General features: G+C 42.2%; 25 protein-coding genes. 1 reads left to right on the forward strand and 24 read right to left on the reverse strand.

Translation table 11 applies throughout. The features are described 5' to 3' along the window. Positions 1–240: 240 nt before the first annotated feature. From V470_08735 to V470_08765, 7 genes are all read right to left on the reverse strand, one after another. On the reverse strand, positions 241–1,620 hold the full coding sequence (locus V470_08735) for a 6-phospho-beta-glucosidase (protein ID AHZ48494.1): 1,380 nt from the start codon (positions 1,618–1,620) through the stop codon (positions 241–243). Positions 1,621–1,718: 98 nt separating this feature from the next. Next, positions 1,719–3,572 (reverse strand): prolyl-tRNA synthetase, encoded by a 1,854-nt coding sequence (locus V470_08740; protein AHZ48495.1) that lies wholly within the window; start codon positions 3,570–3,572, stop codon positions 1,719–1,721. A 16-nt stretch (positions 3,573–3,588) separates the two neighbouring features. Then, complete coding sequence (locus V470_08745; GenBank protein ID AHZ48496.1) at positions 3,589–4,845, reverse strand: metalloprotease RseP; 1,257 nt, start codon at positions 4,843–4,845, stop codon at positions 3,589–3,591. Positions 4,846–4,860: 15 nt separating this feature from the next. Further along, on the reverse strand, positions 4,861–5,664 hold the full coding sequence (locus tag V470_08750; protein ID AHZ48497.1) for a phosphatidate cytidylyltransferase: 804 nt from the start codon (positions 5,662–5,664) through the stop codon (positions 4,861–4,863). A gap of 8 nt (positions 5,665–5,672) precedes the next feature. Next, on the reverse strand, positions 5,673–6,431 hold the full coding sequence (locus tag V470_08755; protein AHZ48498.1) for a UDP pyrophosphate synthase: 759 nt from the start codon (positions 6,429–6,431) through the stop codon (positions 5,673–5,675). Between the two features lie 206 nt (positions 6,432–6,637). Beyond that, complete coding sequence (locus tag V470_08760) at positions 6,638–7,222, reverse strand: prolyl-tRNA synthetase (protein AHZ48499.1); 585 nt, start codon at positions 7,220–7,222, stop codon at positions 6,638–6,640. Next, positions 7,203–8,174, reverse strand: coding sequence for an ATP-dependent DNA helicase RuvB (locus tag V470_08765; protein AHZ48500.1), 972 nt, complete (start codon positions 8,172–8,174; stop codon positions 7,203–7,205). The genes V470_08760 and V470_08765 overlap by 20 nt, the downstream gene beginning before the upstream one ends. Positions 8,175–8,378: 204 nt before the next feature. Here V470_08765 and V470_08775 point away from each other — a divergent pair, with 204 nt between their 5' ends. After that, positions 8,379–8,579, forward strand: a complete 201-nt coding sequence (locus tag V470_08775; protein ID AHZ48501.1) for a hypothetical protein — start codon at positions 8,379–8,381, stop codon at positions 8,577–8,579. A 111-nt stretch (positions 8,580–8,690) separates the two neighbouring features. On the opposite strand, the gene V470_08780 is transcribed toward V470_08775, so the two are convergent. The 17 genes from V470_08780 to V470_08860 form a co-directional block, all read right to left on the reverse strand. Further along, the gene (locus tag V470_08780; protein AHZ48502.1) at positions 8,691–9,107 is read right to left on the reverse strand and encodes a GNAT family acetyltransferase; all 417 of its coding nucleotides are present in this window, start codon (positions 9,105–9,107) and stop codon (positions 8,691–8,693) included. Between the two features lie 11 nt (positions 9,108–9,118). Continuing rightward, positions 9,119–9,814: a GNAT family acetyltransferase gene (locus V470_08785; GenBank protein ID AHZ48503.1), complete on the reverse strand. Its 696-nt coding sequence runs from the start codon at positions 9,812–9,814 to the stop codon at positions 9,119–9,121. A 92-nt stretch (positions 9,815–9,906) separates the two neighbouring features. Next, entirely contained in the window at positions 9,907–10,326 is a 420-nt protein-coding gene (locus tag V470_08790; GenBank protein AHZ48504.1) for a hypothetical protein, read from the reverse strand. A 9-nt stretch (positions 10,327–10,335) separates the two neighbouring features. Further along, complete coding sequence (locus tag V470_08795) at positions 10,336–10,791, reverse strand: transcriptional regulator (GenBank protein AHZ48505.1); 456 nt, start codon at positions 10,789–10,791, stop codon at positions 10,336–10,338. Between the two features lie 18 nt (positions 10,792–10,809). Continuing rightward, complete coding sequence (locus V470_08800; protein AHZ48506.1) at positions 10,810–11,652, reverse strand: multidrug ABC transporter permease; 843 nt, start codon at positions 11,650–11,652, stop codon at positions 10,810–10,812. After that, complete coding sequence (locus V470_08805) at positions 11,652–12,518, reverse strand: ABC transporter ATP-binding protein (GenBank protein AHZ48507.1); 867 nt, start codon at positions 12,516–12,518, stop codon at positions 11,652–11,654. The genes V470_08800 and V470_08805 overlap by 1 nt, the downstream gene beginning before the upstream one ends. A 494-nt stretch (positions 12,519–13,012) precedes the next feature. Then, positions 13,013–13,426: a hypothetical protein gene (locus tag V470_08810; protein AHZ48508.1), complete on the reverse strand. Its 414-nt coding sequence runs from the start codon at positions 13,424–13,426 to the stop codon at positions 13,013–13,015. 173 nt (positions 13,427–13,599) lie between these two features. Beyond that, positions 13,600–16,101 (reverse strand): leucyl-tRNA synthetase, encoded by a 2,502-nt coding sequence (locus V470_08815; GenBank protein ID AHZ48509.1) that lies wholly within the window; start codon positions 16,099–16,101, stop codon positions 13,600–13,602. A gap of 159 nt (positions 16,102–16,260) precedes the next feature. After that, positions 16,261–16,953: a phosphoglycerate mutase gene (locus tag V470_08820; protein ID AHZ48510.1), complete on the reverse strand. Its 693-nt coding sequence runs from the start codon at positions 16,951–16,953 to the stop codon at positions 16,261–16,263. Between the two features lie 236 nt (positions 16,954–17,189). Beyond that, complete coding sequence (locus V470_08825) at positions 17,190–18,527, reverse strand: hypothetical protein (GenBank protein AHZ48511.1); 1,338 nt, start codon at positions 18,525–18,527, stop codon at positions 17,190–17,192. A gap of 9 nt (positions 18,528–18,536) precedes the next feature. After that, a complete protein-coding gene (locus tag V470_08830; GenBank protein AHZ48512.1) occupies positions 18,537–18,803 on the reverse strand; it encodes a hypothetical protein in 267 nt (88 codons plus the stop codon). Between the two features lie 263 nt (positions 18,804–19,066). Continuing rightward, entirely contained in the window at positions 19,067–19,453 is a 387-nt protein-coding gene (locus V470_08835; GenBank protein AHZ48513.1) for a 50S ribosomal protein L17, read from the reverse strand. An 11-nt stretch (positions 19,454–19,464) separates the two neighbouring features. Next, a complete protein-coding gene (locus V470_08840) occupies positions 19,465–20,400 on the reverse strand; it encodes a DNA-directed RNA polymerase subunit alpha (protein ID AHZ48514.1) in 936 nt (311 codons plus the stop codon). Positions 20,401–20,442: 42 nt separating this feature from the next. After that, the gene (locus tag V470_08845; GenBank protein ID AHZ48515.1) at positions 20,443–20,826 is read right to left on the reverse strand and encodes a 30S ribosomal protein S11; all 384 of its coding nucleotides are present in this window, start codon (positions 20,824–20,826) and stop codon (positions 20,443–20,445) included. Positions 20,827–20,843: 17 nt separating this feature from the next. Then, positions 20,844–21,209: a 30S ribosomal protein S13 gene (locus V470_08850; GenBank protein ID AHZ48516.1), complete on the reverse strand. Its 366-nt coding sequence runs from the start codon at positions 21,207–21,209 to the stop codon at positions 20,844–20,846. Between the two features lie 158 nt (positions 21,210–21,367). Next, on the reverse strand, positions 21,368–21,586 hold the full coding sequence (locus V470_08855) for a translation initiation factor IF-1 (protein ID AHZ48517.1): 219 nt from the start codon (positions 21,584–21,586) through the stop codon (positions 21,368–21,370). Positions 21,587–21,702: 116 nt separating this feature from the next. Then, entirely contained in the window at positions 21,703–22,341 is a 639-nt protein-coding gene (locus tag V470_08860) for an adenylate kinase (GenBank protein AHZ48518.1), read from the reverse strand. Positions 22,342–22,465: the final 124 nt, after the last annotated feature.

Here is a 22,465-nt window from a genome sequence, read left to right on the forward strand (position 1 = left end):
GATTTTCCCCATGGGCACCTCCTAACTCTGCTACTACAAGGCACTACAGATGGGCAATGCGACTGAGGTATCTGCTGTCGATAAATTCAGTCTCGTCATTACCCTCGTTCTAGCCTTTTTCTTCCTACAGGATGCCCTGACGTTTAAAACAATTATTGGCTGTATCCTGATTACGATTGGGACCTTGGTGATGATATTGTAATAAAAAGTGAGATGAACACCATCTCACTCTTTTTATTCTTAAAATCCATTATGGTCGCTGAGTTCCTTGAACCAATGGCCTGATTTTTTTAGACGACGTTCCTGCGTTTCCAAGTCCAATTCAACCAAACCATAGCGATTTTTATAGCTATTGAGCCATGACCAGCAATCAATAAAGGTCCAGATTAAGTAACCCTTACAATTGGCTCCGTCTTCAATGGCACGGTGAAGTTCACGCAGATGTCCTTTGACAAAGTCGATACGATAGTCGTCCTGAATCATGCCATTCTCACGGAACTTTCCTTCCCCTTCAACCCCCATGCCGTTTTCGGTCAGCATCCACTCAATATTACCGTAGTTTTCCTTGATATTTTGGGCGATATCATAAATCCCCTGCTCGTAGATTTCCCAACCGCGGTGAGGATTGATTTTACGGCCCGGCATGATATAAGGCTCATAGAAATGTTCTGGCAAGAGGGGACTGTCTGGATGTTTAGCAAAACGCGGCGCCATAACGCGCAAAGGCTGATAGTAGTTCACTCCTAGGAAATCAACTGTATTCTCGCGAATGAGTTCTAACTCTTCAACAGTGTACTCTGGCAGCAAATCATGTTCAGCTAAAATTTCCACCAATTCCTCTGGATAAGCTCCCAAGACAGACGGATCTAGGAAAGATTGGGCTTGGAAGAGATCGGCAATGCGAGCTGCCTTGACATCAGCAGGATGCTGGCTGCGTGGATAAGCCGGTGTCAAGTTAAGGACAATCCCAATCTTGGAATCAGGCAAAACCTCATGACAGGCCTTAACCGCAAGACTACTAGCCAGTTGCGTATGATAGGCAACCTTAACCGCCGCTTTGGCATCTACCTTGTGAGGATAATGGGCATCATAAAAATAACCAAATTCTACAGGTACGATGGGCTCGTTGAAGGTAATCCATTGGTCCACCAAGTCGCCGTAAGTTTCAAAACAAAAACGAGCATAGTCTTTATAGGCCCTGACGGTTGCCTTATTTTCCCAACCATCGCCGTCTTCTTGGAGGGCAAAAGGCAGGTCGAAGTGATAGAGATTGACTAAGAGACGAATCCCTTTGGCCTTAATAGCTTCAAAAACCTGACGGTAGAAAGTCACCCCTTGCGGATTGACCTCTCCACGGCCTTGCGGGAAAATACGAGACCACTGGATAGAAGTTCGGAAGGCTGTATGCCCAGTCTCTACCAAAAGCTCAATATCCTTTTCCCAGTTTTCGTAAAAAGTCGATGTTTTATCAGGTCCAATTCCATTGTAGTAACGATTTGGCTCTACTTGGAACCAATAATCCCAGAGATTGTCTCCCTTGCCGTCACCAGGTACACGACCTTCTGTCTGTGGTCCAGAAGTGGAGGAACCCCAGACAAAATCCTTTGGAAATTTTAGCATAGCTTTACCTCTTCGTTTATTCATTTTTCCCATTATATAGAAAAAACAAGGTAAAAACTAGTTACATTTTTGCCTTGTTTTTCTTCTGATTATAGTTTTTATTTCTTGCTGAGGATTTCAAGGGTTTCGAGCAAGTTGTCTGCATGAACTTCGATGGTGTCACCAGTCGCCTTAATCTTAACTTCTACGATGCCATCGGCTGCTTTCTTCCCAACAGTGATACGGATTGGCAGACCAATCAAGTCGCTATCGCTAAACTTCACTCCGACACGTTCGTTACGGTCGTCTGTCAAGACTTCGTAACCAGCTCCCATCAAGCTTGCTTCAAGTTTTTCTGTTAAGGCTTGCGCTTCTTCATCCTTGACATTGACAGTGATCAAATGCACATCAAATGGCGCCAATTCTTTAGGGAAGTTAACTCCCCAAGCATAACGGTATTCCCCTTTAGGCGTTTTGTTGACAAAGAGGCGGGCGTGTTGCTCCATAACTGCTGAGAGAAGACGGCTAACACCAATACCGTAACATCCCATGATGATTGGCACAGCACGACCATTTTCATCCAAAACATCTGCGCCCATACTTGCTGAATAACGAGTGCCGAGTTTGAAAATATGACCGATCTCGATACCACGCGCGAAGTTAAGAACGCCTTGTCCGTCTGGTGAAATTTCACCCTCACGAACTTCGCGGATATCCACGTATTCTGCAGTGAAATCACGACCTGGGTTCACACCCGTCAAGTGGTAACCATCTTCGTTGGCCCCCACAACAGCATTGCGAACATCTTGTACCTTACGGTCTGCAATGATTTTCACATTTTCTGGCAAACCAACTGGGCCAAGCGAACCAAAGCCAGCTGAGATAACATTTGCTACTTCTTCCTCGCTCGCAACATCAAAGAAATCTGCTCCCAAGTGGTTTTTCAACTTGACTTCATTGAGTTGGTCATTTCCAACTAGAAGGGCTGCAACAAGCTCACCATCTGCCATGTAGAAGAGAGTTTTAATCGTTTGCTCTTCTGGCACATTAAGGAAGGCTGCAACTTCATCGATGGATTTAACACCTGGAGTTTCCACTCGAATCACTTCTTCTTCCGCAACGACACGGTTGCTTGGTTTGTACTCGTTTGTTGCCATTTCTAAGTTAGCTGCATAGCTAGACTCAGTTGAGTAGGCGATGGTGTCTTCACCAGAAACCATCCATTTGAGCAATTCTGCCTTGATTTCTTCTTGCACTTCTGCAGGAATTTCATCAAATGAGGCAACTGACTTGTCCAAGACAACCCAGCGGTCAAGGTCTGTACGGGCTGGTGTGATGGCCATAAATTCTTGGCTATCCTTACCACCCATGGCGCCACCATCACCGATTATAGCCTTGAAGTCCAAGCCACTACGAGTAAAGATACGTTCATAGGCCGCTTTGTACTCGTCATAAGTCACATCCAAACTATCGTAATTAGCATGGAAACTATAGCCGTCTTTCATGATAAATTCACGCGTACGGAGAAGCCCGTTACGTGGACGTTTTTCATCACGGTATTTCGGTTGAATTTGGTAGAGATTGAGTGGCAATTGCTTGTAAGACTTAACAGAATCACGGACAATAGCTGTAAAAGTCTCTTCGTGGGTCGGACCTAGAATAAAGTCTGACTTTTCACGGTTTTTCAGTTTATAAAGGTCTTCACCATAAGTTTCATAACGACCTGATTCACGCCAAAGATCGGCACTGAGAAGGGCAGGAGCCAACATCTCCACCGCACCAATCTTATCAAACTCTTGGCGCATGATATTCTTAGCCTTTTCAATCACACGGTTAGCGAGTGGCAGGTAAGAATAAACACCGGCAGAAACTTGACGGACATAACCAGCACGCAACATAAGGGCGTGGCTGATAACTTGAGCATCGCTTGGCATTTCGCGAAGCGTTGGGATTAGCATTTTACTTTGTTTCATAATATTCCTCGATTATCTAAAAGAAGAGTCGCATAATGTCATTCCAGGTCACAGCTAGCATCAAGACAACCATGATAACTACACCAGCCATGGTGACATAGGTTTCAATTTCTTGTTTAAGGGGTTTCCGGCGGATAGCCTCTAGGATGTTGAGCACAATCTTTCCACCATCCAAAGCCGGGATAGGAATCAAGTTAAAAATTCCAATATTGATGGAAATCATAGCTAGGAAGTAGAGGACATTCTCAAGACCATTTTTAGCAGCATCGCTACTTGCCTTAAAAATAGCAACGGGACCACCGAGTTTGTTCAAATCTGGATGGAAAATCAAGTTTTTCAGAGCCGAAAGGATACGGAGCCCCGAGTCAGCAGCTGTCGTAAATCCACCAACAAACATGGATAGAAAGTCTGACTTGACCCCCGGTTGAACCCCAAGAATATAACGTCCTTGATTTTCTTCTGGCGTCACAGTGACTTGTTTTTCACTACCATTTTCAGAAATGGTCACATCCAAGGTCGGGGCGGTCTTGTCCTTGGTATCTGCTTCCACAGCCTGGGTCAAATCTTGCCAATTTTTAACCTCATGCGAGCCGACCTTGGTAATTTGAGCGGTCTCAGCTACACCTACCTTAGCCAAAGCTCCCTCTGGCATGACATGAAAGAGATTGGTCTGAGTATCTCTAACACCGCCTTGCAAAAAGATCAAGATCCAAAAAACAACAACTCCTAAGATAAAGTTATTCATGGGACCTGCAAAGTTGGTGATGAGCTTGCCCCAGATAGAAGCATTTTGATACTGTACATCCAAAGGAGCGATGCGCACTTCGGTTCCATCTGCCTCAACAACCGTTGCATCATGATCCACTGCAAAAGTCTTTTCTTCTTCCAAGACCAAGCCTTTAATGAAGAGCTTGTCTTCAAAGTCAAACTGGGTTACCTGCATAGGGAGAGCCGTTTGATCCAGTTTCTTCCCTGAGAGGTTAATCCGTTTGACCTTACCATCGTCGGCAAGTGTTAAACTGACCGGAGTTCCTGTCTTAATTTCTGTCGTATCATCACCCCAGCCTGCCATACGAACATAGCCTCCTAGAGGAAGAATTCGAATGGTATAAGCCGTGCCATCCTTACCGATATGGGAAAAAATCTTGGGCCCCATACCAATGGCAAATTCACGAACTAAAATGCCTGATTTCTTGGCAAAATAAAAATGTCCAAACTCATGCACCACCACAATAATCCCAAAAACGAGGATAAAGGTTAGCAATCCAATCATTCAATATTCCTTTCTTTAAAACAGGCCAAATAAGTGCATCATTGGAAACACAATCAGCATGCTGTCAAAGCGATCCAACACACCGCCATGTCCAGGGATAAATTTTCCAGAATCCTTAACACCGAAATGGCGTTTCGTAGCACTCTCAATCAAGTCACCAAACTGACCTGCCACACTGAAAAAGGCTGCAAAGAGACTCATTCTATAAATCCCATAAGGAAGAGCAACTGTGCTGTCCACTAACATGAAAATCACTGTTATCAGTACCGCACCTAGAATACCACCGACAAAGCCCTCAATACTCTTATTAGGAGAAACTCTCGGCGCCAACTTATGTTTACCAAAATTCATCCCTGTCAGGTAGGCTGCGCTATCTGTCGCCCAAACGATAAAAAGGGCCAAAAGTACCTTGTCAAAACCTGCCACCCGAGCATCTAGTAAGGCATTAAAGCCAAAACCAACATAAAAGCTCACAGCAATTGGAAAAGCGGCATCTTCAATCGTATAGCTTTTACTGAAAACGGTGGTCCCTAGCATAATCATAATTAAAACGCTGTAGGCAACCACATTCCCATCAACTGGCAAAAAAGTTAGGTAATTTTCTAAGGGGATTGTGAGAGCAAAGGTCGCAAAGAGGGTCAAGGCACCCTCGATGGTCATGGTCTTTAACCCCTTCATGTGCAAGAGTTCATGGACGCCTAGCATCGCTAACAAGCCAATCCCTATCTGCAACAAGAGCCCTCCCGCAAACAAGACTGGAAGGAAAATTGCCAGGGCCAATACCGCAAACAATGTTCTCTTTTGTAAATCCTTGGTCATATCTTCTCCTAAACTCCTCCAAAACGGCGATTGCGATGGTTAAAAGCAGCAATAGCTTCCTGCAAGGCGGCTTCATCAAAATCAGGCCACAAGGTATCCGTAAAATAAAGCTCGCTATAGGCTGCTTGCCATGGCAAGAAATTACTCAAACGCAACTCACCACTCGTACGGATAATCAAATCAGGATCCCGCAAATCCTTTGGCAGGTGTTGCGTGAAAAGATAGTCCCCAATCATATCTTCTGTGATGTCACCAGGGTTTATTTTAGCATCTAGAACATCTTGAGCCAAGCCCTTAAGAGCCTGCGTAATTTCAGCACGGCCACCATAGTTAAGCGCAAAATTGAGAATCAAGCCCGTATTGTTCTTAGTCAATTCCTCTGCTTTTTTCAAAGCTTCAAAAGTCGGCTTAGGCAAACGATCTGTCTCCCCAATCATCTGAATCTTAACGTTATTTGCGTGCAATTCAGGGACGTAGTTATCATAAAATTCGACTGGCAAGTTCATGATAAACTTGACTTCTTGATCTGGGCGTGTCCAATTTTCCGTTGAAAAGGCATAAACCGTGATGACCTTAACTCCCATCTTGTTAGCTGCCTTGGTCACCTTTTGGAGGGCTTCCATCCCCGCCTTATGACCAAAAACCCGTGGTTGCATCCGTTTTTTAGCCCAACGACCATTCCCATCCATGATGATGCCAATATGAGCAGGAACCTGTGTTGGAACCTCGACTTCTACAGCTTTATCTTTCTTAAAAAATCCAAACATGTTCTTATTCCTATTCAAAAATCTATCGTTTCATTATACCATATTTCCCTATTTTCTTCTATTGCTAAGTTATTAGCTCTCCGTACAGACAAAAAATAAGCCGCCTGATTGGGCGACTTAATTTTATAGGGAGATTATTATGAAAAAGTTTTAGGAGTTTAAGTTAAGTTCCTCTTAACTTATGAACCTAGTATACCGTCCCTAACTTAAATTTTTCTTAAGTTTTTTGAAAAAGTGAGATTTTTCCATTTTTCTTGCCAATTTTTCTTGGACAAGCGTTCTTGATAGAGCTTCATTCGGTCCTCATTCTCTAAGAAATGAGGAGTTGGGGAAACCTGAAAATTCAAAATATCCTCTAGACCATAGGGCGCAAAGAGCTCTATAGTTGCGTCCGCATGCAAGCGGAGTCCTATCGCCGTACAGCGTTCTGGATACTTACTCATGGCATCACGAGAACTCGTGTAAGGCACAGTGTGGGGACTGTGCAGATGCATATAGACCTGATTTTTCAACTCCCACTGATATTGAGGGAAATCTTCTCTCAGCTTTTTCTCTAGGGATACTGTTTCCTCATAAGAAACATCTGGATCAAAGAAAATCACATCAACATCCGTCTCCCGGTCAAAAGGCGATTTGTCTGACAAGAGATTCCAGATGAAATTCCTGACAGAACCTGCTGCCAACCACGAGTCTTTCAGATCAAGATCACGAATGATGGTCAGAATGGTCATCATATCTGGATTTTCTCTGAAAGCATCTAGAATTTCTTGTTCATTTTTCATTGTATTCATAGCCTAAATGCTCATATGCCTTAGCAGTCGCTACCCGCCCAGAACGAGTTCGCATGATGAAACCTTTCTGAATCAGGTAAGGTTCGTACATATCTTCGACAGTCTCACGCTCCTCGGCAATATTAACAGAAAGAGTTCCTAAACCGACAGGACCACCACCGTACATCTCAATCATGGTGCGAAGGATTTTTTGGTCTACATAGTCCAAACCTTCACGGTCTACATCCAGCATGGTCAAAGCCTTATCCGTAATCACATCATCAATCAAGCCATCCCCCATAATCTGGGCAAAGTCGCGCACGCGCTTGAGGAGACGATTGGCGATACGAGGAGTTCCTCGACTGCGTAAGGCCAACTCCGAAGCTGCCTCATGGGTTATTTCCATCTCAAAAATATCTGCCGTCCGCTCAACAATCTCTGTCAAGTCAGCGTGGGCATAGTATTCCATATGACCTGTAATCCCAAAACGTGCCCGCAGAGGATTTGAGAGCATCCCCGCACGTGTCGTTGCACCAATCAAGGTGAATGGTGGCAAGTCCAAATGGACACTGCGACTGCCCTCTCCAGCCCCAATCATGATATCAATGTAGAAGTCTTCCATGGCACTATAAAGCACCTCTTCCACCGACATAGGCAAGCGATGAATCTCGTCAATAAAGAGAACGTCTCCAGGCTCCAAATCATTCAAAATCGCTACCAGATCCCCCGCTTTTTCGATAACAGGACCAGACGTTTGCTTGAGATTGACTCCCAGTTCATTGGCAATAACAAAGGCCATGGTTGTTTTCCCGAGACCTGGAGGACCAAATAAAAGAACATGGTCCAGTGCCTCATCCCGCATTTTGGCAGCCTCGATAAAGATTTGCAGCTGGTCCTTGACCTTATCCTGCCCAATATATTCACGTAAATACTGAGGACGGAGGGTACGTTCTACCAACTCCTCATCCCCCATGATTTCATTATCTAAAATTCTACTCATGGCTCTATTATATCAAAAATCCAAGCCACAAACAAAAAAGCCACCTGATTGGGTGGCCTCTTTAGGGAGATTATTATGAAAAAGAAAAGTTTAGGATTTCATATTATGAAAAAGAAAAGTTTAGGATTTCATTAAATAAAGTTAGGAGGTCTTTATTTAATAACTATATGATACAAGATGAATCTTAAAGCTAACTTAACTTTTCTCCTGATTTATCATTTTTTTAAAAATTTTTTTAAATGGATTTTTCCTCTCCAAGTCATAAAAAAGCCACCTGATTGGGTGACTTCTTTAGGAGATTATGATGAAAAAGAAAAGTTTGGGATTTCATTAAATAAAGGGTACTCAATGAAAATCAAAATCAGACTAGGCAGATAGACGCAAGCATAACTATAGTTATGAGATTTTCGAAGAGTATTAGGAGGTCTTTATTTAATAACTATATAATACACAAGGAGACTTAAATTTTACTTAAGAAAAAATATTTTTTTATCTTTTTCGATCCATCCAAATCATTCCTGTACAATCATAAGTAGATAAGGTTTCAAATCCCAGAGAACGATAGAATCCCAAGTTTTTTTCTTTCTGATCGGTCACTAGTTGGACTTGATAGGCATCTTTGAAGTCACCTAAAGCCTCTTTCATCAGGTTGCTACCAATCCCTTGGCGCTGATAGCTAGGCAAAACGATCAAATCCTGGACAAAAATCGATGAAAAACCATCTCCGACCAAACGGACCAAGCCCACCACGGCATCGCCATCAAGTGCTAGATAAATTGCTAATGAGTGAGACAAGGCCTTCTCCAACATCTGAGGTTGATGTGTATAATTTGTCCAACCGACAGCCTGATAGAGATGCAAAACATCCTCTAACTTGACAATTTCTTGCTTTTTAATAGTGATCATGTCAACACCTCTTAAAGTTCTCTCAAGCTCTTGTACTGTCGTCCATTTTTATCAAAATTTTCAGGAGCCAACCATGTTTCTAAACGATCTTTGACTTGAGGCCAGTCCTTATCAATCATAGACAACCAATCCGTATCTCTCGTACGCCCCTTATAAACGACTGCCTGACGGAAGGTTCCTTCATAGACAAATCCCAAACGTTCCGCAGCTCGTCTGGATGGCAGATTTAGAGCATCGCATTTCCACTCATAGCGACGATAGTTAAGCTCCTCAAAAACATAGCGAGCTAGGAGATACTGACCCTCTGTCCCTATCCTCGTACCCTTAAGAGCAGGAGAAAAAGTGACGGCACCCACTTCTATTACTCGGTTATTCTGGTCAATACGCATGAGAGAAAAAGTTCCCAAAGCCTTACCAGTTGCCTTGTCTATAATCGCATAGTAAAAACGGTCCTTACGAGCCAACATCTGATTTAAGATAGTAACCAGTTCCTCCATATCTGCCACTGGTTCCTGAAAAAGGTAGGTCCACATCTCACGAGGCGTATCAGGACCATAAACAGCTAGCAGATCCTCCGCATGCTTTTCCACCGAAAGAGTCTCTATCCGAGCGTAGCGCCCTTCTAAGAAATCAATGGAAGGCAATTCTCCTGGAGTATAACCTTCCATTAACTCACCAATCATCTGACCATATTCGTTTACTGGCATTGTTTTCTCCTTGTTTTACGCTAAAAATAATATATCATAATTTGCTCTATATGGAAACTAGCACTCTCCTCAAACCTCATCCACTCACTACATTAGTGATTTGTTTTCTTTCTTTTATCTTCTAAGGCTTGATTAATTCGTTGGGTGAGCTTGTGAGTTTGCCAGATCTGGTACAACCATATCAGTCCATAAATTAATAAGAAAAAGAACCAAAGCAAGGGACTCAACAATGCCGAACCCCAGCCAAAAAATAGGTAGGTCAATACTAAAATAGTAGCTGTCGCTAACAAATGAACTCCTACACGCATACTATAAGCAAGAAACTCTAGCCTTTCAAGGATTAAAGTCAATACCCCCATAATTCCACTCATCAAAAACAAAGCTAGAATATTTTTTGTCGTTGGTGCGGGATAGGTAATACCTGAATAAAACTGAGCCAATAACACCAAACTCAAATAAACAAAGGAGGCCGTACGCATTCCCGATACAAAATAAGCAATCAATCGCTTCATGATTTTCTCCTATAAACCTAGATAATCCATTAAGGACTTAACGTATTTCCGACTCACACTCGATTTGAGACCCCGAGTCATCTTAGCCATCATGTTCCCTGAAAAGCTATCCGATAATGACTCTAAATGGTCAATGTTTATAACTGAATGACGTGATATCTGTATAAAGTTACGTCGATTAATTCGATTCTGAAAGTTTGTTAATGTTTCCTTAGTTTTATAAATCCCATCTACCGTATAAATGGTCAACAAATTCTTATCGATATCTGCTAGAATAAGATCCTCAATTTTCACCATAACCAGATGATCATCCGTTCGAATAGGAATGACCACCTGATTGGTCGTTGAAAATTGTTCTAAATACTCCATGACCTCTCTTGCTTGGTCGGTTAACTGAGCTGCCTGAATTAAAATGTGTGGGTCTTTTTCTGAAAACTCTGTCTTCATTTCAAAACGAATCTTCATTTTCTCTCCAATACATCTTTATTTTCTCTTGCTAAACACTTTAACAAATAAAAGCCAAAGAAGAATAGCGATGAGACTGATAATAACCACTATAAAGTATGTTTCTTCCTTTGTCAATAGTTCTTGCCAGTTGATTTGGATTCCCATTTTTTCTTGAAATTCCTGTAACAGACTGTTATTTCCTGAAAATGCGATCTCTAATCGCTCTTTCATCAAGACTTGTCGATAGAGAGAAGCAATATAAGTTGCAGGGGTACACTTCATGATAATCTGTGCAAAATCAGGTAATACTCCAATGGGGATATAAGTTCCTACTAAAAATCCAGAGGCAGTTCCCACTATCGTTGCCAGTTTACCAAGGCTATCTACAGATTGAAAACGGTAAATCAAGAGAACATTTACCAAACTTGAAAGCAGACTGCTTAACAACATAATCAAAGCAATTTCCGGTAAATGGCTGATAACTGGGCTCTCTTTAAAATAAAAACTCATAACAGCATACATAAATATCTGCATGACAAAAGAAATAACAATACTACTGATCAGATAGGACGCCTGTAAGCCCCAGTTACCTAAATCTGTCAAGAAAAGATCTTGATTCACTTGATTTTCGCGATCCTGTACCATTTGTTTAAGAGCCGTAAAACTGGTTGTCATCCCAGTCACAGCCAAAGTCCCACCCATCAGCCAGTTGTTTAAAAGGTTCGTACTATTAGGGAGTTGGGACCAAGAATCTGTCAAATTCTTCTGCAAAAAAATGATATAAAGGAGGAAGGAAATCAATGCCCCCAATAATGAGAAAAATACTCCCGAACGATTACGAAAATATAAGATAAAATTCCGTTTTAATAAAGCTAGCATTAGCGGACCTCTCTTCCTGTAAGTGCAATAAAGGCATCATCCATAGTACCCGAACGAAACTCAAAAGAATCAATTTTTTCTCGAACTTTTGCCAAATATTCAATGGCCTCCTGTGACGTCCTTGGATAAAAAAGATATTCCATCTCATTTTCTTCCTCGACTGTCATTCCAGTCTGTAGCAATTTTTCTAGATCCTTCATTTCCTTAAAACGAATTTTTAGAATATTAGATGCATACTGACTTTTAATAGCAGTCGCAGAACCTTGCGCAATCACTTTCCCATGATCAACGATATAGATCTGATCCGCTTCATCCGCTTCATCCAGATAATGAGTCGTTAAGATAATAGTCATCCCTTCATCCTTTTGTAGTCGATACAGTAGATCCCAGATGGATTTGCGAGTTTGAATATCAAGACCTGTCGTTGGTTCATCCAAGAAAAGAATATCTGGTCGCGAAAGAAGAGCACGCGCAATATCAACCCGACGTTTTTGCCCACCTGACAAAGTCCCATATAGTTGTTTCTGGAAAGCAGTCAAACCCAGTTGATGAATCAAATCATCCACACGACTTGCCGCAATCTCCTTATATTGTTGAGCACGAATCGTGAGATTTTCCCTAACCGTCAACATCTCATCCAGTACACTAGCTTGAAAAACCACTCCGATTTTCGTATTTGGCGCATATCGAATCTGACCTTGTGTCGGCTTTTTCAAACCGATTAACATGGAAATGGTGGTTGATTTCCCTGCACCATTGGGTCCCAAAATAGCATTGAAACTTCCTTTTTCAAACTCTAACTGAATATCATCGACAGCCATATGATTGCCGTACCGTTTAGTCAAATGTTTAGTTTGTAAAATCATATTTTTTCCTCCTCTTAACCACACTAGTTTAACAAAAAGAATGAAAGAAAAATCGACTTTTGAGATAAGCAGTTAAAATGAAAGGCCAAGTGGTAAAATAATGGGGGTTAAATTAAAGTAGAGCAGGCTCGTTTTTCTCCTATCGAATCACTAGAGGAAGTTGAAAAACACTTACAACCATACATTATATTTTTAAACATACGCTATAAAAGAGATGTTTTATAGCATCCGGCAGAAAAATCCAGGAGTCAATAGTATTGTTCTCGCTAAACCAAACAATAAAAAATGAATCAGAAATAATGGCACACACTCCCTTCTAGTAAAATGAAAATGCTGAATGGGGCAGGATTGAATTTGAAGCAAGCAAGTATGGTCCTAAATTTGAAACTGCCATTAACGATAAGTCTATCTATTAGGAAAGAAATCTTCAATACAAGCAAAAACAGCTCTTGTTATCCAAGAAGAGCTGTTCTTTTTTATGAAAGAGAGAGTCACTAGTGACCCTTGTGCTTCTCTCTACGTTTTTGCTGTTTGCGTTCAAATTTCTCTTGCTTGAGCAATTGCTTTTGGAGACTAGACTGTTGTTTTGAATACTTTTTTCGTTCGTCATACTGCAACTGCAAGAGCTCTTGTGACTTAGAAGAAACTTTCTGCTTCACCTGTTTCTTTACAGCTCGCTGCAGACGCTTCGGATTCTTAATCTTCACATGCTGTTTGACTGTTGCCTCTGGACTAAAAGACAACCGAACAAACTGAGTCTGTAAAAGTTTCAAAATTTCATCCTCTTTTGGTTCCTGACCAAATGTCACTCGACAAACTTGATAAGTTCCCTCGTACTCTTGTTCAAACAATCCATGCCAAAAACCATCTTCAAAATAAACTGTCAAGCCAATTGAAACGATTTCCATGACAGCACCTCCTTAAATCTATCCCTAAGAATGGACAACCAAGGAGGAAGGTTACTGATAGGCTTGCCTACGTCTGGACTACCAACCAGAACTGTGTTTTTATCTTAGTTGGGACTATTATAGCATAATCCAATTTAAAAATCCTCCAGATTCTACTCTGAAGGATTCCTATCTTATTTCACAACGATATTTACCAGCTTGTTAGGTACTGCAATTACCTTCACGATTTCCTTACCGTCAATTTCTGCTTTGACTTTTTCGTCAGCCAGAGCAATTTCTTGCAATTCTTCGCGTGACAGGTCTTTAGCGACCATGAGTTTGGCACGGACTTTTCCTTTGATTTGGACAACGATTTCGATTTCGTCTTCAACCAATTTGCTTTCGTCCCATGTTGGCCAAGCCACGTAAGAGATGGACTCACCTGTTGCAGCAACAGTTTGCCAGAGTTCTTCTGCCAAGTGAGGTGCAAATGGGGCAATCAATTGGATAAAGCCTTTGGCGTAGTCCACATAGAGTTTGTCTTCCTTATTAGCAGCGTTGACAAAGACCATAAGTTGGGCAATGGCTGTGTTGAATTTCATGGATTCGATTTGCTCAGTAACAGATTTAACGGTTTCGTTATAAACCTTGTCAAGAGCACCATTATTTTCCGCAACAATTTCTTTACTTGTAATCAAACGGTAAACACGGTCGAGGAACTTACGACTTCCTTCCAGACCTTCTTCTGACCAAGCAATCGAAGCATCGAGTGGTCCCATGAACATTTCATAAACACGAAGGGTATCAGCACCATATTGTTCCACCACATCGTCTGGGTTGACAACGTTCTTGAGCGATTTAGACATCTTAGCTGGCGCTTGCTCCAACTCTTCTCCTGTTTCCACATGGAAGAAAGAACCGTCACGTTTTTCAACCTTATCAGTCGCTACAAGAGCTCCACGGTGGTCACGGTAGCTTGTTCCCAAAATCATTCCTTGGTTAAAGAGTTTTTGGAATGGTTCTTTAGTTGGAACAACACCGAGGTCATAGAGGAATTTGTGCCAGAAACGAGCGTAAAGCAAGTGAAGAACAGCATGCTCTGCACCACCCACGTAGATATCTACTGGCAACCATTGTTTGAGGAGATCCTCATCGGCCAATTTTTCTGTGTTATGTGGGTCAATATAGCGGAGGTAGTACCAGCTTGAACCAGCCCATTGTGGCATAGTGTTTGTTTCACGACGACCTTTGACACCATCTTCACGCGTCACTTCAAGCCAGTCTGCCAAGTTAGCCAATGGGCTTTCCCCAGTACCTGAAGGGCGGATATCCTTGGTGACTGGCAAGACAAGTGGCAATTCACTTTCAGGGACAGCTGTTGAAGTTCCATCTTCCCAATGAATGATTGGGATTGGCTCACCCCAGTAACGTTGACGGCTAAAGAGCCAGTCGCGGAGACGGTAGGTAACCTTCTCTTGTCCACAACCTTTCTCTTCCAACCAAGCCACAATCTTAGCAATCGCTTCTTCTTTGTTCAGTCCATCTAGGAAGTCTGAATTGACATGAAGACCATCTTCAGTATAGGCAGCTTCTTCAACGTTTCCACCTTCTAGCACTTCTACGATTGGAAGGTCAAATTGTTTGGCAAATTCCCAGTCACGTTGGTCATGGGCAGGCACGGCCATGACAGCACCTGTTCCATAACTAGCAAGAACATAGTCTGCAATCCAGATTGGGATTTCCTTGCCATTGACAGGATTGATGGCATAAGCACCCGTCCAAACACCAGTTTTTTCCTTGGCAAGGTCGGTACGAGCCAAGTCAGACTTGAGACTAGCTTGGTGTTTGTAGTCTGCAACTGCATCAGCTTGCTCTGGACTTGTGATGGCGTCAACCAAGTCATGCTCAGGAGCCAAGACTGTGAAGGTCGCACCGAAAAGAGTATCAGGACGAGTTGTAAAGACGGTGAATTCCTTGTCAGTCCCTTTCACTTTGAAAGTTACATTGGCACCAGTTGATTTACCAATCCAGTTGCGTTGCATATCCTTGATAGATTCTGGCCAATCCAACTCATCCAAGTCATTAAGCAAGCGCTCTGCATAGGCCGTGATTTTAAGCATCCATTGGCGCATTGGTTTGCGGACAACAGGATAGCCACCACGCTCAGAAGTTCCGTCAGGAAGGACTTCTTCGTTGGCGATAGCTGTTCCCAATTCTTCTACCCAGTTTACTGGTACTTCCGCTTCATAGGCCAAGCCTTTTTCGTAAAGCTTAGTGAAAATCCATTGAGTCCACTTGTAATAGTTTGGATCTGTTGTGTTGACTTCACGATCCCAGTCATAAGAGAAGCCAAGCGCATTGATTTGACGTTTGAAGTTGGCAATATTTTCCGCTGTAAATTCTGCTGGGTCATTCCCCGTATCCATAGCGTACTGCTCAGCTGGCAAACCAAAAGCATCCCATCCCATTGGGTGAAGGACATTGTAGCCTTGCGCACGTTTGTAACGGCTGAGGATATCGGTTGCAGTATAACCTTCTGGGTGTCCTACGTGCAATCCAGCTCCTGAAGGATATGGGAACATGTCGAGAGCATAAAACTTCGGTTTTGAGGCATCTGTTCCTGTCTTAAATGTATGATGTTCTGCCCAGTAGCCCTGCCACTTATGCTCAATTTCTTTATGATTGTAAAAACTCATGCTATTTCTCCAATTTTATGATGTTACTATTATACCATTTTTGAGGGAATTTGAAAGACGAGAAATGTTCTTTTAGACTTGGATAACAAGAAAGACTGAGTCGCAAATCCACCTTATTTAACAGGAAAAAAATTAGCTCCCACTTGGAGCTAACTTCTATCAATTTTTTATTTCTGCCATCTTCTCACGTCCGAGCTCTCGATAGCTACGGTCACCAACAACTTCTACGCTAAACTGACCGTTCTCGTATTCTAGGATGGTCACACTGCCATTATCCAGACCATGCGGATGCATGCCGTTGATCAGGTAAACAATGGTTCCAATGGTCATCCCATGGCTCACAACGAGGGCATTGCCCCCACCTTGTTCTTCCATTTCTTTGGCAATCGCTTCAAAGCCTTCCTTGATTCGACCACTGAGTTTTTCCCAACCTTCAGCCCAGCCTGCTGTATCAACCTCTACCAAACCTTCTGCTAGTTCTGCATAGGACAACTGATGAACATGGTCTACATTGAAAATTCTCGGAATCAATCCCATAAAGAGGTCCCCATCATAGGCTCCATCAAAACTACCAAAGCACCACTCTCTGATGCGCTTGTCCATGCGGTAAGGGATTTTCCCCTGCAGGCCAAGTTCTTCTAGGATAATTCCCATGGTTTGAATAGTGCGACCTGAATCACTGGAATAAGCGCGGTCAAACTGCAAGCCAGACTCTCTCAAGCCAATTCCCAGTTCATGAATTCCCAACTCACCTTCCGTGGTTAGAGGTGTATCACTCCATCCTTGAGCACGTCCAATGGTGTTAAACATCGTTTTCCCATGACGGACCAAATACAATCTTACTTTAGACATTTTCTATCCTCCATTTTCTTCTATTATATCATGGATCAAAGAAATATTCGGCTTTCAAAAGCAAAGCCAACATTTGTAAATTATCCAAAAGAAAAGCTACCCTCATGGTAGCTTCCCTAGGAGATTATTATGAAAAAGTTTAGGATTTCTATTAAATAAAGTTAGGAGGTCTTTATTTAATGATTATAGTATACACAGTCATCCTTAAACTCAACTTAAATCCTCTCGCTTTTTTATTAATTTTTAAAACTATGAATTGGAGCTGGGATTTGCCCACCGCGAGAGATGAAATCAACAGACGAAGCCCCGTTGACTTTCATCACTGGAGCTGTCCCTAGCAAACCACCAAACTCAATCATATCGCCTTCTTTGCCCTTTGGAATAATACGGACAGCCGTTGTTTTCATGTTAATCACACCAATTGCCGCCTCATCCGCAATCATAGCCGCAATGGTTTCAGCAGGCGTATCTTCAGGAATGGCGATCATATCCAACCCAACAGAACAAATAGCCGTCATGGCTTCCAGTTTCTCTAAATTCAGAGAGCCATTTTGCACCGCAGCAATCATCCCCTCATCTTCAGAAACGGGGATAAAAGCACCTGACAAGCCACCGACTTGGTTACAAGCCATCACTCCACCCTTCTTAACTTGGTCATTCAAAAGAGCGAGGGCAGCCGTCGTCCCATGCGTACCAACTGTTTCTAGGCCCATTTCCTCAAGGACACGAGCCACAGAATCACCAACCGCAGGAGTTGGCGCCAAACTTAGGTCGACAATTCCAAAGTCAACACCCAGTCTCTCACTAGCCATCTGACCAACTAATTGACCGATACGAGTAATCTTGAAGGCCGTTTTCTTGACTGTTTCCGCTACTACATCAAAGCTCTGTCCACGAACCTTTTCCAAGGCACGCTTGACCACACCAGGACCCGAAACCCCGACATTGATGATAACATCTGCTTCGCCAACACCATGAAAGGCCCCTGCCATAAAAGGATTGTCCTCAACAGCATTGGCAAATACGACCAACTTGGCCGCACCCATATCTGATAGCGCAGCTGTTTCCTTGATGATACGTCCCATATCAGCGGCCGCAGTCATGTTGATACCTGACTTGGTCGAGCCGATATTGACAGACGAACAAACCTTGTCTGTCTCAGCTAGAGCGCGTGGGATAGAATTGATGAGAATTTCATCTCCTTTTTGGTAGCCTTTTTGTACCAAAGCTGAGAATCCACCAATAAAGTCAACACCGATCTCCTTAGCAGCCCTATCAAGAGCCTTTGCCAAAACAAGATAGTCTGTCGCATCAGTCGCAGCACCAATTAAAGAAATCGGAGTCACCGATACCCGTTTATTAACAATAGGAATCCCTAGTTCAGCAGCAATTTCATCTCCTACAGCCACTAGATTTGCAGCTTTAGTGGTGATTTTTTGGTAAATCTTTTCAGCAGCACGATTGATATCTGGATCAATACAGCCCAAAAGGGAAATCCCCATGGTGATAGTTCTGATATCGAAGTTCTGCTCCTCGATCATGGCAATGGTTTCCGTAACTTGTCTAATATCCATATCCACCTCCTAGATATTATACATAGCGTCAAAAATCGCCGCACTTTGAATATTGATTTTGACATTCAAGGTCTGACCGAACGTTTCAAACTCATTTCGTAGATAAGTGAAATCCTGTTTTTCGTCACTAGAAACGACCGCCATCATAGTAAAGTATTCATCCAACACCGTCTGAGAAATATCGTCAATATTCAAACCCAACTCTGCAATCTTAGTAGACACGCCTGCAACGATCCCAGCCTTGTCCTTACCAACCACTGTAATAATAGCCTTCATCCTTATACCCCATTTCTACGATTTTTAGAAAACCTGAACGTTTTTGATTTTCTTTTTTCCTAGTATAGCATATTTCCATAGAAAATACTAAAAAACGCCTGCTTACGAAGTTGTTCTTAAGGAAAAAACAATTTCGTAAACAAGCGTCTACCCTATCAAATGATGATGAGTGTTCCCGCTAGGACCGAAGTCCCAGCGGTAGACCAGAGCTAGACTAAGAGCACAAGACTCCATCATCATAACACTCAACAAAATTGATGATTTTATACTAATTCGATGATTGCCATTGGCGCAGCATCACCACGACGTGGTTCAGTTTTAAGGATACGAGTGTATCCACCGTTACGTTCAGCATAACGAGGTGCGATTTCTGAGAACAATTTTTGAAGTGCTGTAGTAGAAGTGTACTTGTCAGTTGCTTCATCATAGTTTTCAGATGCGATTTCATTACGTACAAAAGCAGCTGCTTGACGACGTGCATGCAAATCACCACGTTTACCTAGAGTAATCATTTTTTCAACAGTTTTACGGATTTCTTTAGCACGAGCTTCAGTTGTCACGATTGATTCGTTGATCAAAAGGTCAGTTGTCAAATCGCGAAGCATTGCTTTACGTTGTGAGCTAGTGCGTCCTAGTTTACGGTAAGCCATGTATTCCTCCTTTATTTATCTTTTAATCCAAGACCCAAGTCAATGAGTTTGAGTTTCACTTCTTCCAAACTCTTGCGTCCAAGATTTCGTACTTTCATCATCTCTGCTTCAGATTTTTCTGTCAAATCATGCACAGTATTGATACCGGCACGTTTCAAACAGTTGTATGAACGCACAGACAAGTCCAGTTCCTCAATCGTACGATCCAAAATACGATCGTCAGATTCAGTATCAGCTTCTTTCATCACTTCAGTTGACTTAGCAATCTCAGTAAGATTTGTAAACAAATCAAGATGTTCTGTCAAGATACGTGCTGAAAGCCCTAAAGCATCTTCTGGAATAATTGTTCCATTAGTCAAGATTTCAAGGGTTAATTTGTCAAATCCATCATTGCTACCTACACGAGCAGGCTCTACTTGATAGTTGACTTTTGTAACTGGTGTATAAATAGAATCTACAGCAAGTGTTCCAACTGGTGCATTATCTTTTTTGTTTTCATCAGCAGGTACATATCCACGACCACTGTTAACAGTCATTGTCGCTTTTAGAGAAGAACCTTCACCGATTGTAAAGAGATAATGATCTGGATTTACAATCTCAATATCACTATCAGTCAAAATGTCTCCAGCTGTAATTTCAGCGGGACCTTCAACGTCAAGTTCAATGATTTTTTCGTCTTCAACGTATGATTTCACTGCAATCCCTTTAATGTTCAGAATGATTTGCATCACGTCTTCACGAACACCTGGAACTGTGTCGAACTCATGCAAGACACCTTCAATGTTGATAGATGTCACTGCTGCTCCTGGTAGAGAAGCTAGTAGTACACGACGAAGAGAGTTACCAAGAGTTGTACCGTAACCACGTTCAAGTGGTTCGATTACAAACTTGCCATAATCTTTATTTTCATCAATTTTTGTTATATTTGGTTTTTCAAACTCAATCATTTAGTTACTCCCTCTTAAACGAAAAGCAGTGTAATGCGATGATTATACACGGCGACGTTTTGGAGGACGAGCACCATTGTGTGGCACTGGAGTCACATCACGAATTGCTGTTACTTCAAGACCAGCGGCAGCAAGCGCACGAATAGCTGACTCACGACCAGAACCTGGACCTTTTACAGTAACTTCAACTGATTTAAGACCGTGTTCTTGTGCAGATTTAGCAGCAGCTTCAGAAGCCATTTGAGCAGCGAATGGTGTAGATTTACGAGAACCTTTGAAACCAAGAGCACCAGCTGATGACCAAGCAATTGCATTACCATGCACATCAGTAATCATAACAATAGTGTTATTAAATGTAGCGTGAATATGAGCAATACCAGATTCGATATTCTTTTTCACACGACGTTTACGTGTTGGTTTAGCCAAGACTTTTACCTCCTATATTATTTTTTCTTACCAGCGATCGCAACAGCTTTACCTTTACGAGTGCGAGCGTTGTTTTTAGTGTTTTGTCCACGGACAGGAAGTCCACGACGGTGACGAATACCACGGTAAGAACCGATTTCCATCAAACGTTTGATGTTCAAGTTTACTTCACGACGAAGGTCACCTTCAACTTTGATTGCATCCACTTCACGACGGATAGCATCTTCTTGATCTGATGTAAGGTCACGTACACGAACATCTTCTGAGATTCCAGCAGCAGCCAAAATTTTCTTAGATGTTGCAAGTCCGATACCATAAACGTAAGTCAATGAGATTACTACGCGTTTGTCATTTGGAATGTCAACTCCAGCAATACGAGCCATGTTTTCTCCTTTCTATCTTATCCTTGACGTTGTTTGTGTTTTGGATTTGCTGGGCAAATTACCATAACACGACCATTACGACGAATTACTTTACAGTATTCGCAAATTGGTTTGACCGATGGTCTTACTTTCATTTCTTATCCCTCCAAGTTTTTCGATTATTTAAAGCGGTAAGTGATACGTCCACGTGTTAAGTCATATGGACTCATCTCGACAGTAACACGATCTCCCGCTAAAATACGAATATAGTTTTTACGAATTTTACCAGAAACTGTTGCTAAAATCTGATGTCCATTTTCAAGTTCAACCGTAAACATTGCGTTAGGCATTGTATCGACTACTTTGCCTTCAACTTCAATCACATCGTCTTTTGCCACGCAAAAGCACCTCCATAAATTTCGATTCGATGCCTCTGAAAACAGAGACAACAATTATAAGTCAGACTATCTCAGTATAACATTTGTAGCGATTTTTTGCAAGTATGAAAAACGCTTTATTTCAAATTTGTCAATACTTTTTCGATGTCTTTGAACACATCATTGATATCTTGATTCCCTTCGATATCGTGGACCAATCCTTTGGCACGGTAGTGAGCAATGATTGGTTCACCTTGGGCGATATTCACATCCAAACGACGCTTCACTGTCTCAGGTTTATCATCTTCACGTTGGTAGTAATCTTCCTCTTTATAGTCAACTGGTGGGTTGAAAACTTTGTGGAAGGTTTCACCTGTTTCGCGATGGATGATACGGCCACTCAAACGTTCCAAGAGACAATCTGGGTTCACTTCGATATTGATCACACCTTCTAGTTCGATACCGAGTTCCGCCAATGTTTTATCCAAGGCATGGGCTTGTTCAATCGTACGTGGGTAACCATCCAACAAGAAACCTGTTTCCTTGATGTCGTCCTGTGAAAGGCGTTCTTTAACGATTCCATTTGTAACTTCATCTGGAACCAACTCACCTTTGTCGATGTATGACTTTGCAAGTACACCCATTTCAGTTTGATTTGCCATAGCAGCACGGAACATATCTCCAGTTGAAATGTGTGCCACGTGGAATTGCTCCACAATTTTAGCTGCTTGCGTTCCCTTACCTGCTCCAGGTAAGCCCATAATCAAAAGATTCATGATAGGATCTCCTTATTTTGTATTTAAATAGAAGCAGAAATCTCTTTCAACCCCTATTTAAAAACAAAATAGAAGAGGGGAGACGAAAATCTCTCTAATAGATAGACCTTCATACTCCACTCTC

The sequence above is a fragment of the Streptococcus sp. VT 162 genome, assembly GCA_000688775.2.
GTDB lineage: Bacteria > Bacillota > Bacilli > Lactobacillales > Streptococcaceae > Streptococcus.

What these genes read in the sequence shown, in the direction of transcription:
- V470_08820 (AHZ48510.1), bottom strand. Translation starts at nt 16,953, where the DNA reads ATGTCTAAAGTAAGATTGTATTTGGTCCGTCATGGGAAAACGATGTTT.
- V470_08750 (AHZ48497.1), bottom strand. Translation starts at nt 5,664, where the DNA reads ATGACCAAGGATTTACAAAAGAGAACATTGTTTGCGGTATTGGCCCTG.
- V470_08840 (AHZ48514.1), bottom strand. Translation starts at nt 20,400, where the DNA reads ATGATTGAGTTTGAAAAACCAAATATAACAAAAATTGATGAAAATAAA.
- V470_08860 (AHZ48518.1), bottom strand. Translation starts at nt 22,341, where the DNA reads ATGAATCTTTTGATTATGGGCTTACCTGGAGCAGGTAAGGGAACGCAA.
- V470_08765 (AHZ48500.1), bottom strand. Translation starts at nt 8,174, where the DNA reads ATGGGGGATGAGGAGTTGGTAGAACGTACCCTCCGTCCTCAGTATTTA.
- V470_08810 (AHZ48508.1), bottom strand. Translation starts at nt 13,426, where the DNA reads ATGGAAATCGTTTCAATTGGCTTGACAGTTTATTTTGAAGATGGTTTT.
- V470_08775 (AHZ48501.1), top strand. Translation starts at nt 8,379, where the DNA reads ATGAATCTTAAAGCTAACTTAACTTTTCTCCTGATTTATCATTTTTTT.
- V470_08755 (AHZ48498.1), bottom strand. Translation starts at nt 6,431, where the DNA reads ATGTTTGGATTTTTTAAGAAAGATAAAGCTGTAGAAGTCGAGGTTCCA.
- V470_08740 (AHZ48495.1), bottom strand. Translation starts at nt 3,572, where the DNA reads ATGAAACAAAGTAAAATGCTAATCCCAACGCTTCGCGAAATGCCAAGC.
- V470_08815 (AHZ48509.1), bottom strand. Translation starts at nt 16,101, where the DNA reads ATGAGTTTTTACAATCATAAAGAAATTGAGCATAAGTGGCAGGGCTAC.
- V470_08780 (AHZ48502.1), bottom strand. Translation starts at nt 9,107, where the DNA reads ATGATCACTATTAAAAAGCAAGAAATTGTCAAGTTAGAGGATGTTTTG.
- V470_08785 (AHZ48503.1), bottom strand. Translation starts at nt 9,814, where the DNA reads ATGCCAGTAAACGAATATGGTCAGATGATTGGTGAGTTAATGGAAGGT.
- V470_08745 (AHZ48496.1), bottom strand. Translation starts at nt 4,845, where the DNA reads ATGATTGGATTGCTAACCTTTATCCTCGTTTTTGGGATTATTGTGGTG.
- V470_08735 (AHZ48494.1), bottom strand. Translation starts at nt 1,620, where the DNA reads ATGCTAAAATTTCCAAAGGATTTTGTCTGGGGTTCCTCCACTTCTGGA.
- V470_08800 (AHZ48506.1), bottom strand. Translation starts at nt 11,652, where the DNA reads ATGCTAGCTTTATTAAAACGGAATTTTATCTTATATTTTCGTAATCGT.
- V470_08850 (AHZ48516.1), bottom strand. Translation starts at nt 21,209, where the DNA reads ATGGCTCGTATTGCTGGAGTTGACATTCCAAATGACAAACGCGTAGTA.
- V470_08795 (AHZ48505.1), bottom strand. Translation starts at nt 10,791, where the DNA reads ATGAAGATTCGTTTTGAAATGAAGACAGAGTTTTCAGAAAAAGACCCA.
- V470_08825 (AHZ48511.1), bottom strand. Translation starts at nt 18,527, where the DNA reads ATGGATATTAGACAAGTTACGGAAACCATTGCCATGATCGAGGAGCAG.
- V470_08805 (AHZ48507.1), bottom strand. Translation starts at nt 12,518, where the DNA reads ATGATTTTACAAACTAAACATTTGACTAAACGGTACGGCAATCATATG.
- V470_08835 (AHZ48513.1), bottom strand. Translation starts at nt 19,453, where the DNA reads ATGGCTTACCGTAAACTAGGACGCACTAGCTCACAACGTAAAGCAATG.
- V470_08760 (AHZ48499.1), bottom strand. Translation starts at nt 7,222, where the DNA reads ATGAATACAATGAAAAATGAACAAGAAATTCTAGATGCTTTCAGAGAA.
- V470_08790 (AHZ48504.1), bottom strand. Translation starts at nt 10,326, where the DNA reads ATGAAGCGATTGATTGCTTATTTTGTATCGGGAATGCGTACGGCCTCC.
- V470_08830 (AHZ48512.1), bottom strand. Translation starts at nt 18,803, where the DNA reads ATGAAGGCTATTATTACAGTGGTTGGTAAGGACAAGGCTGGGATCGTT.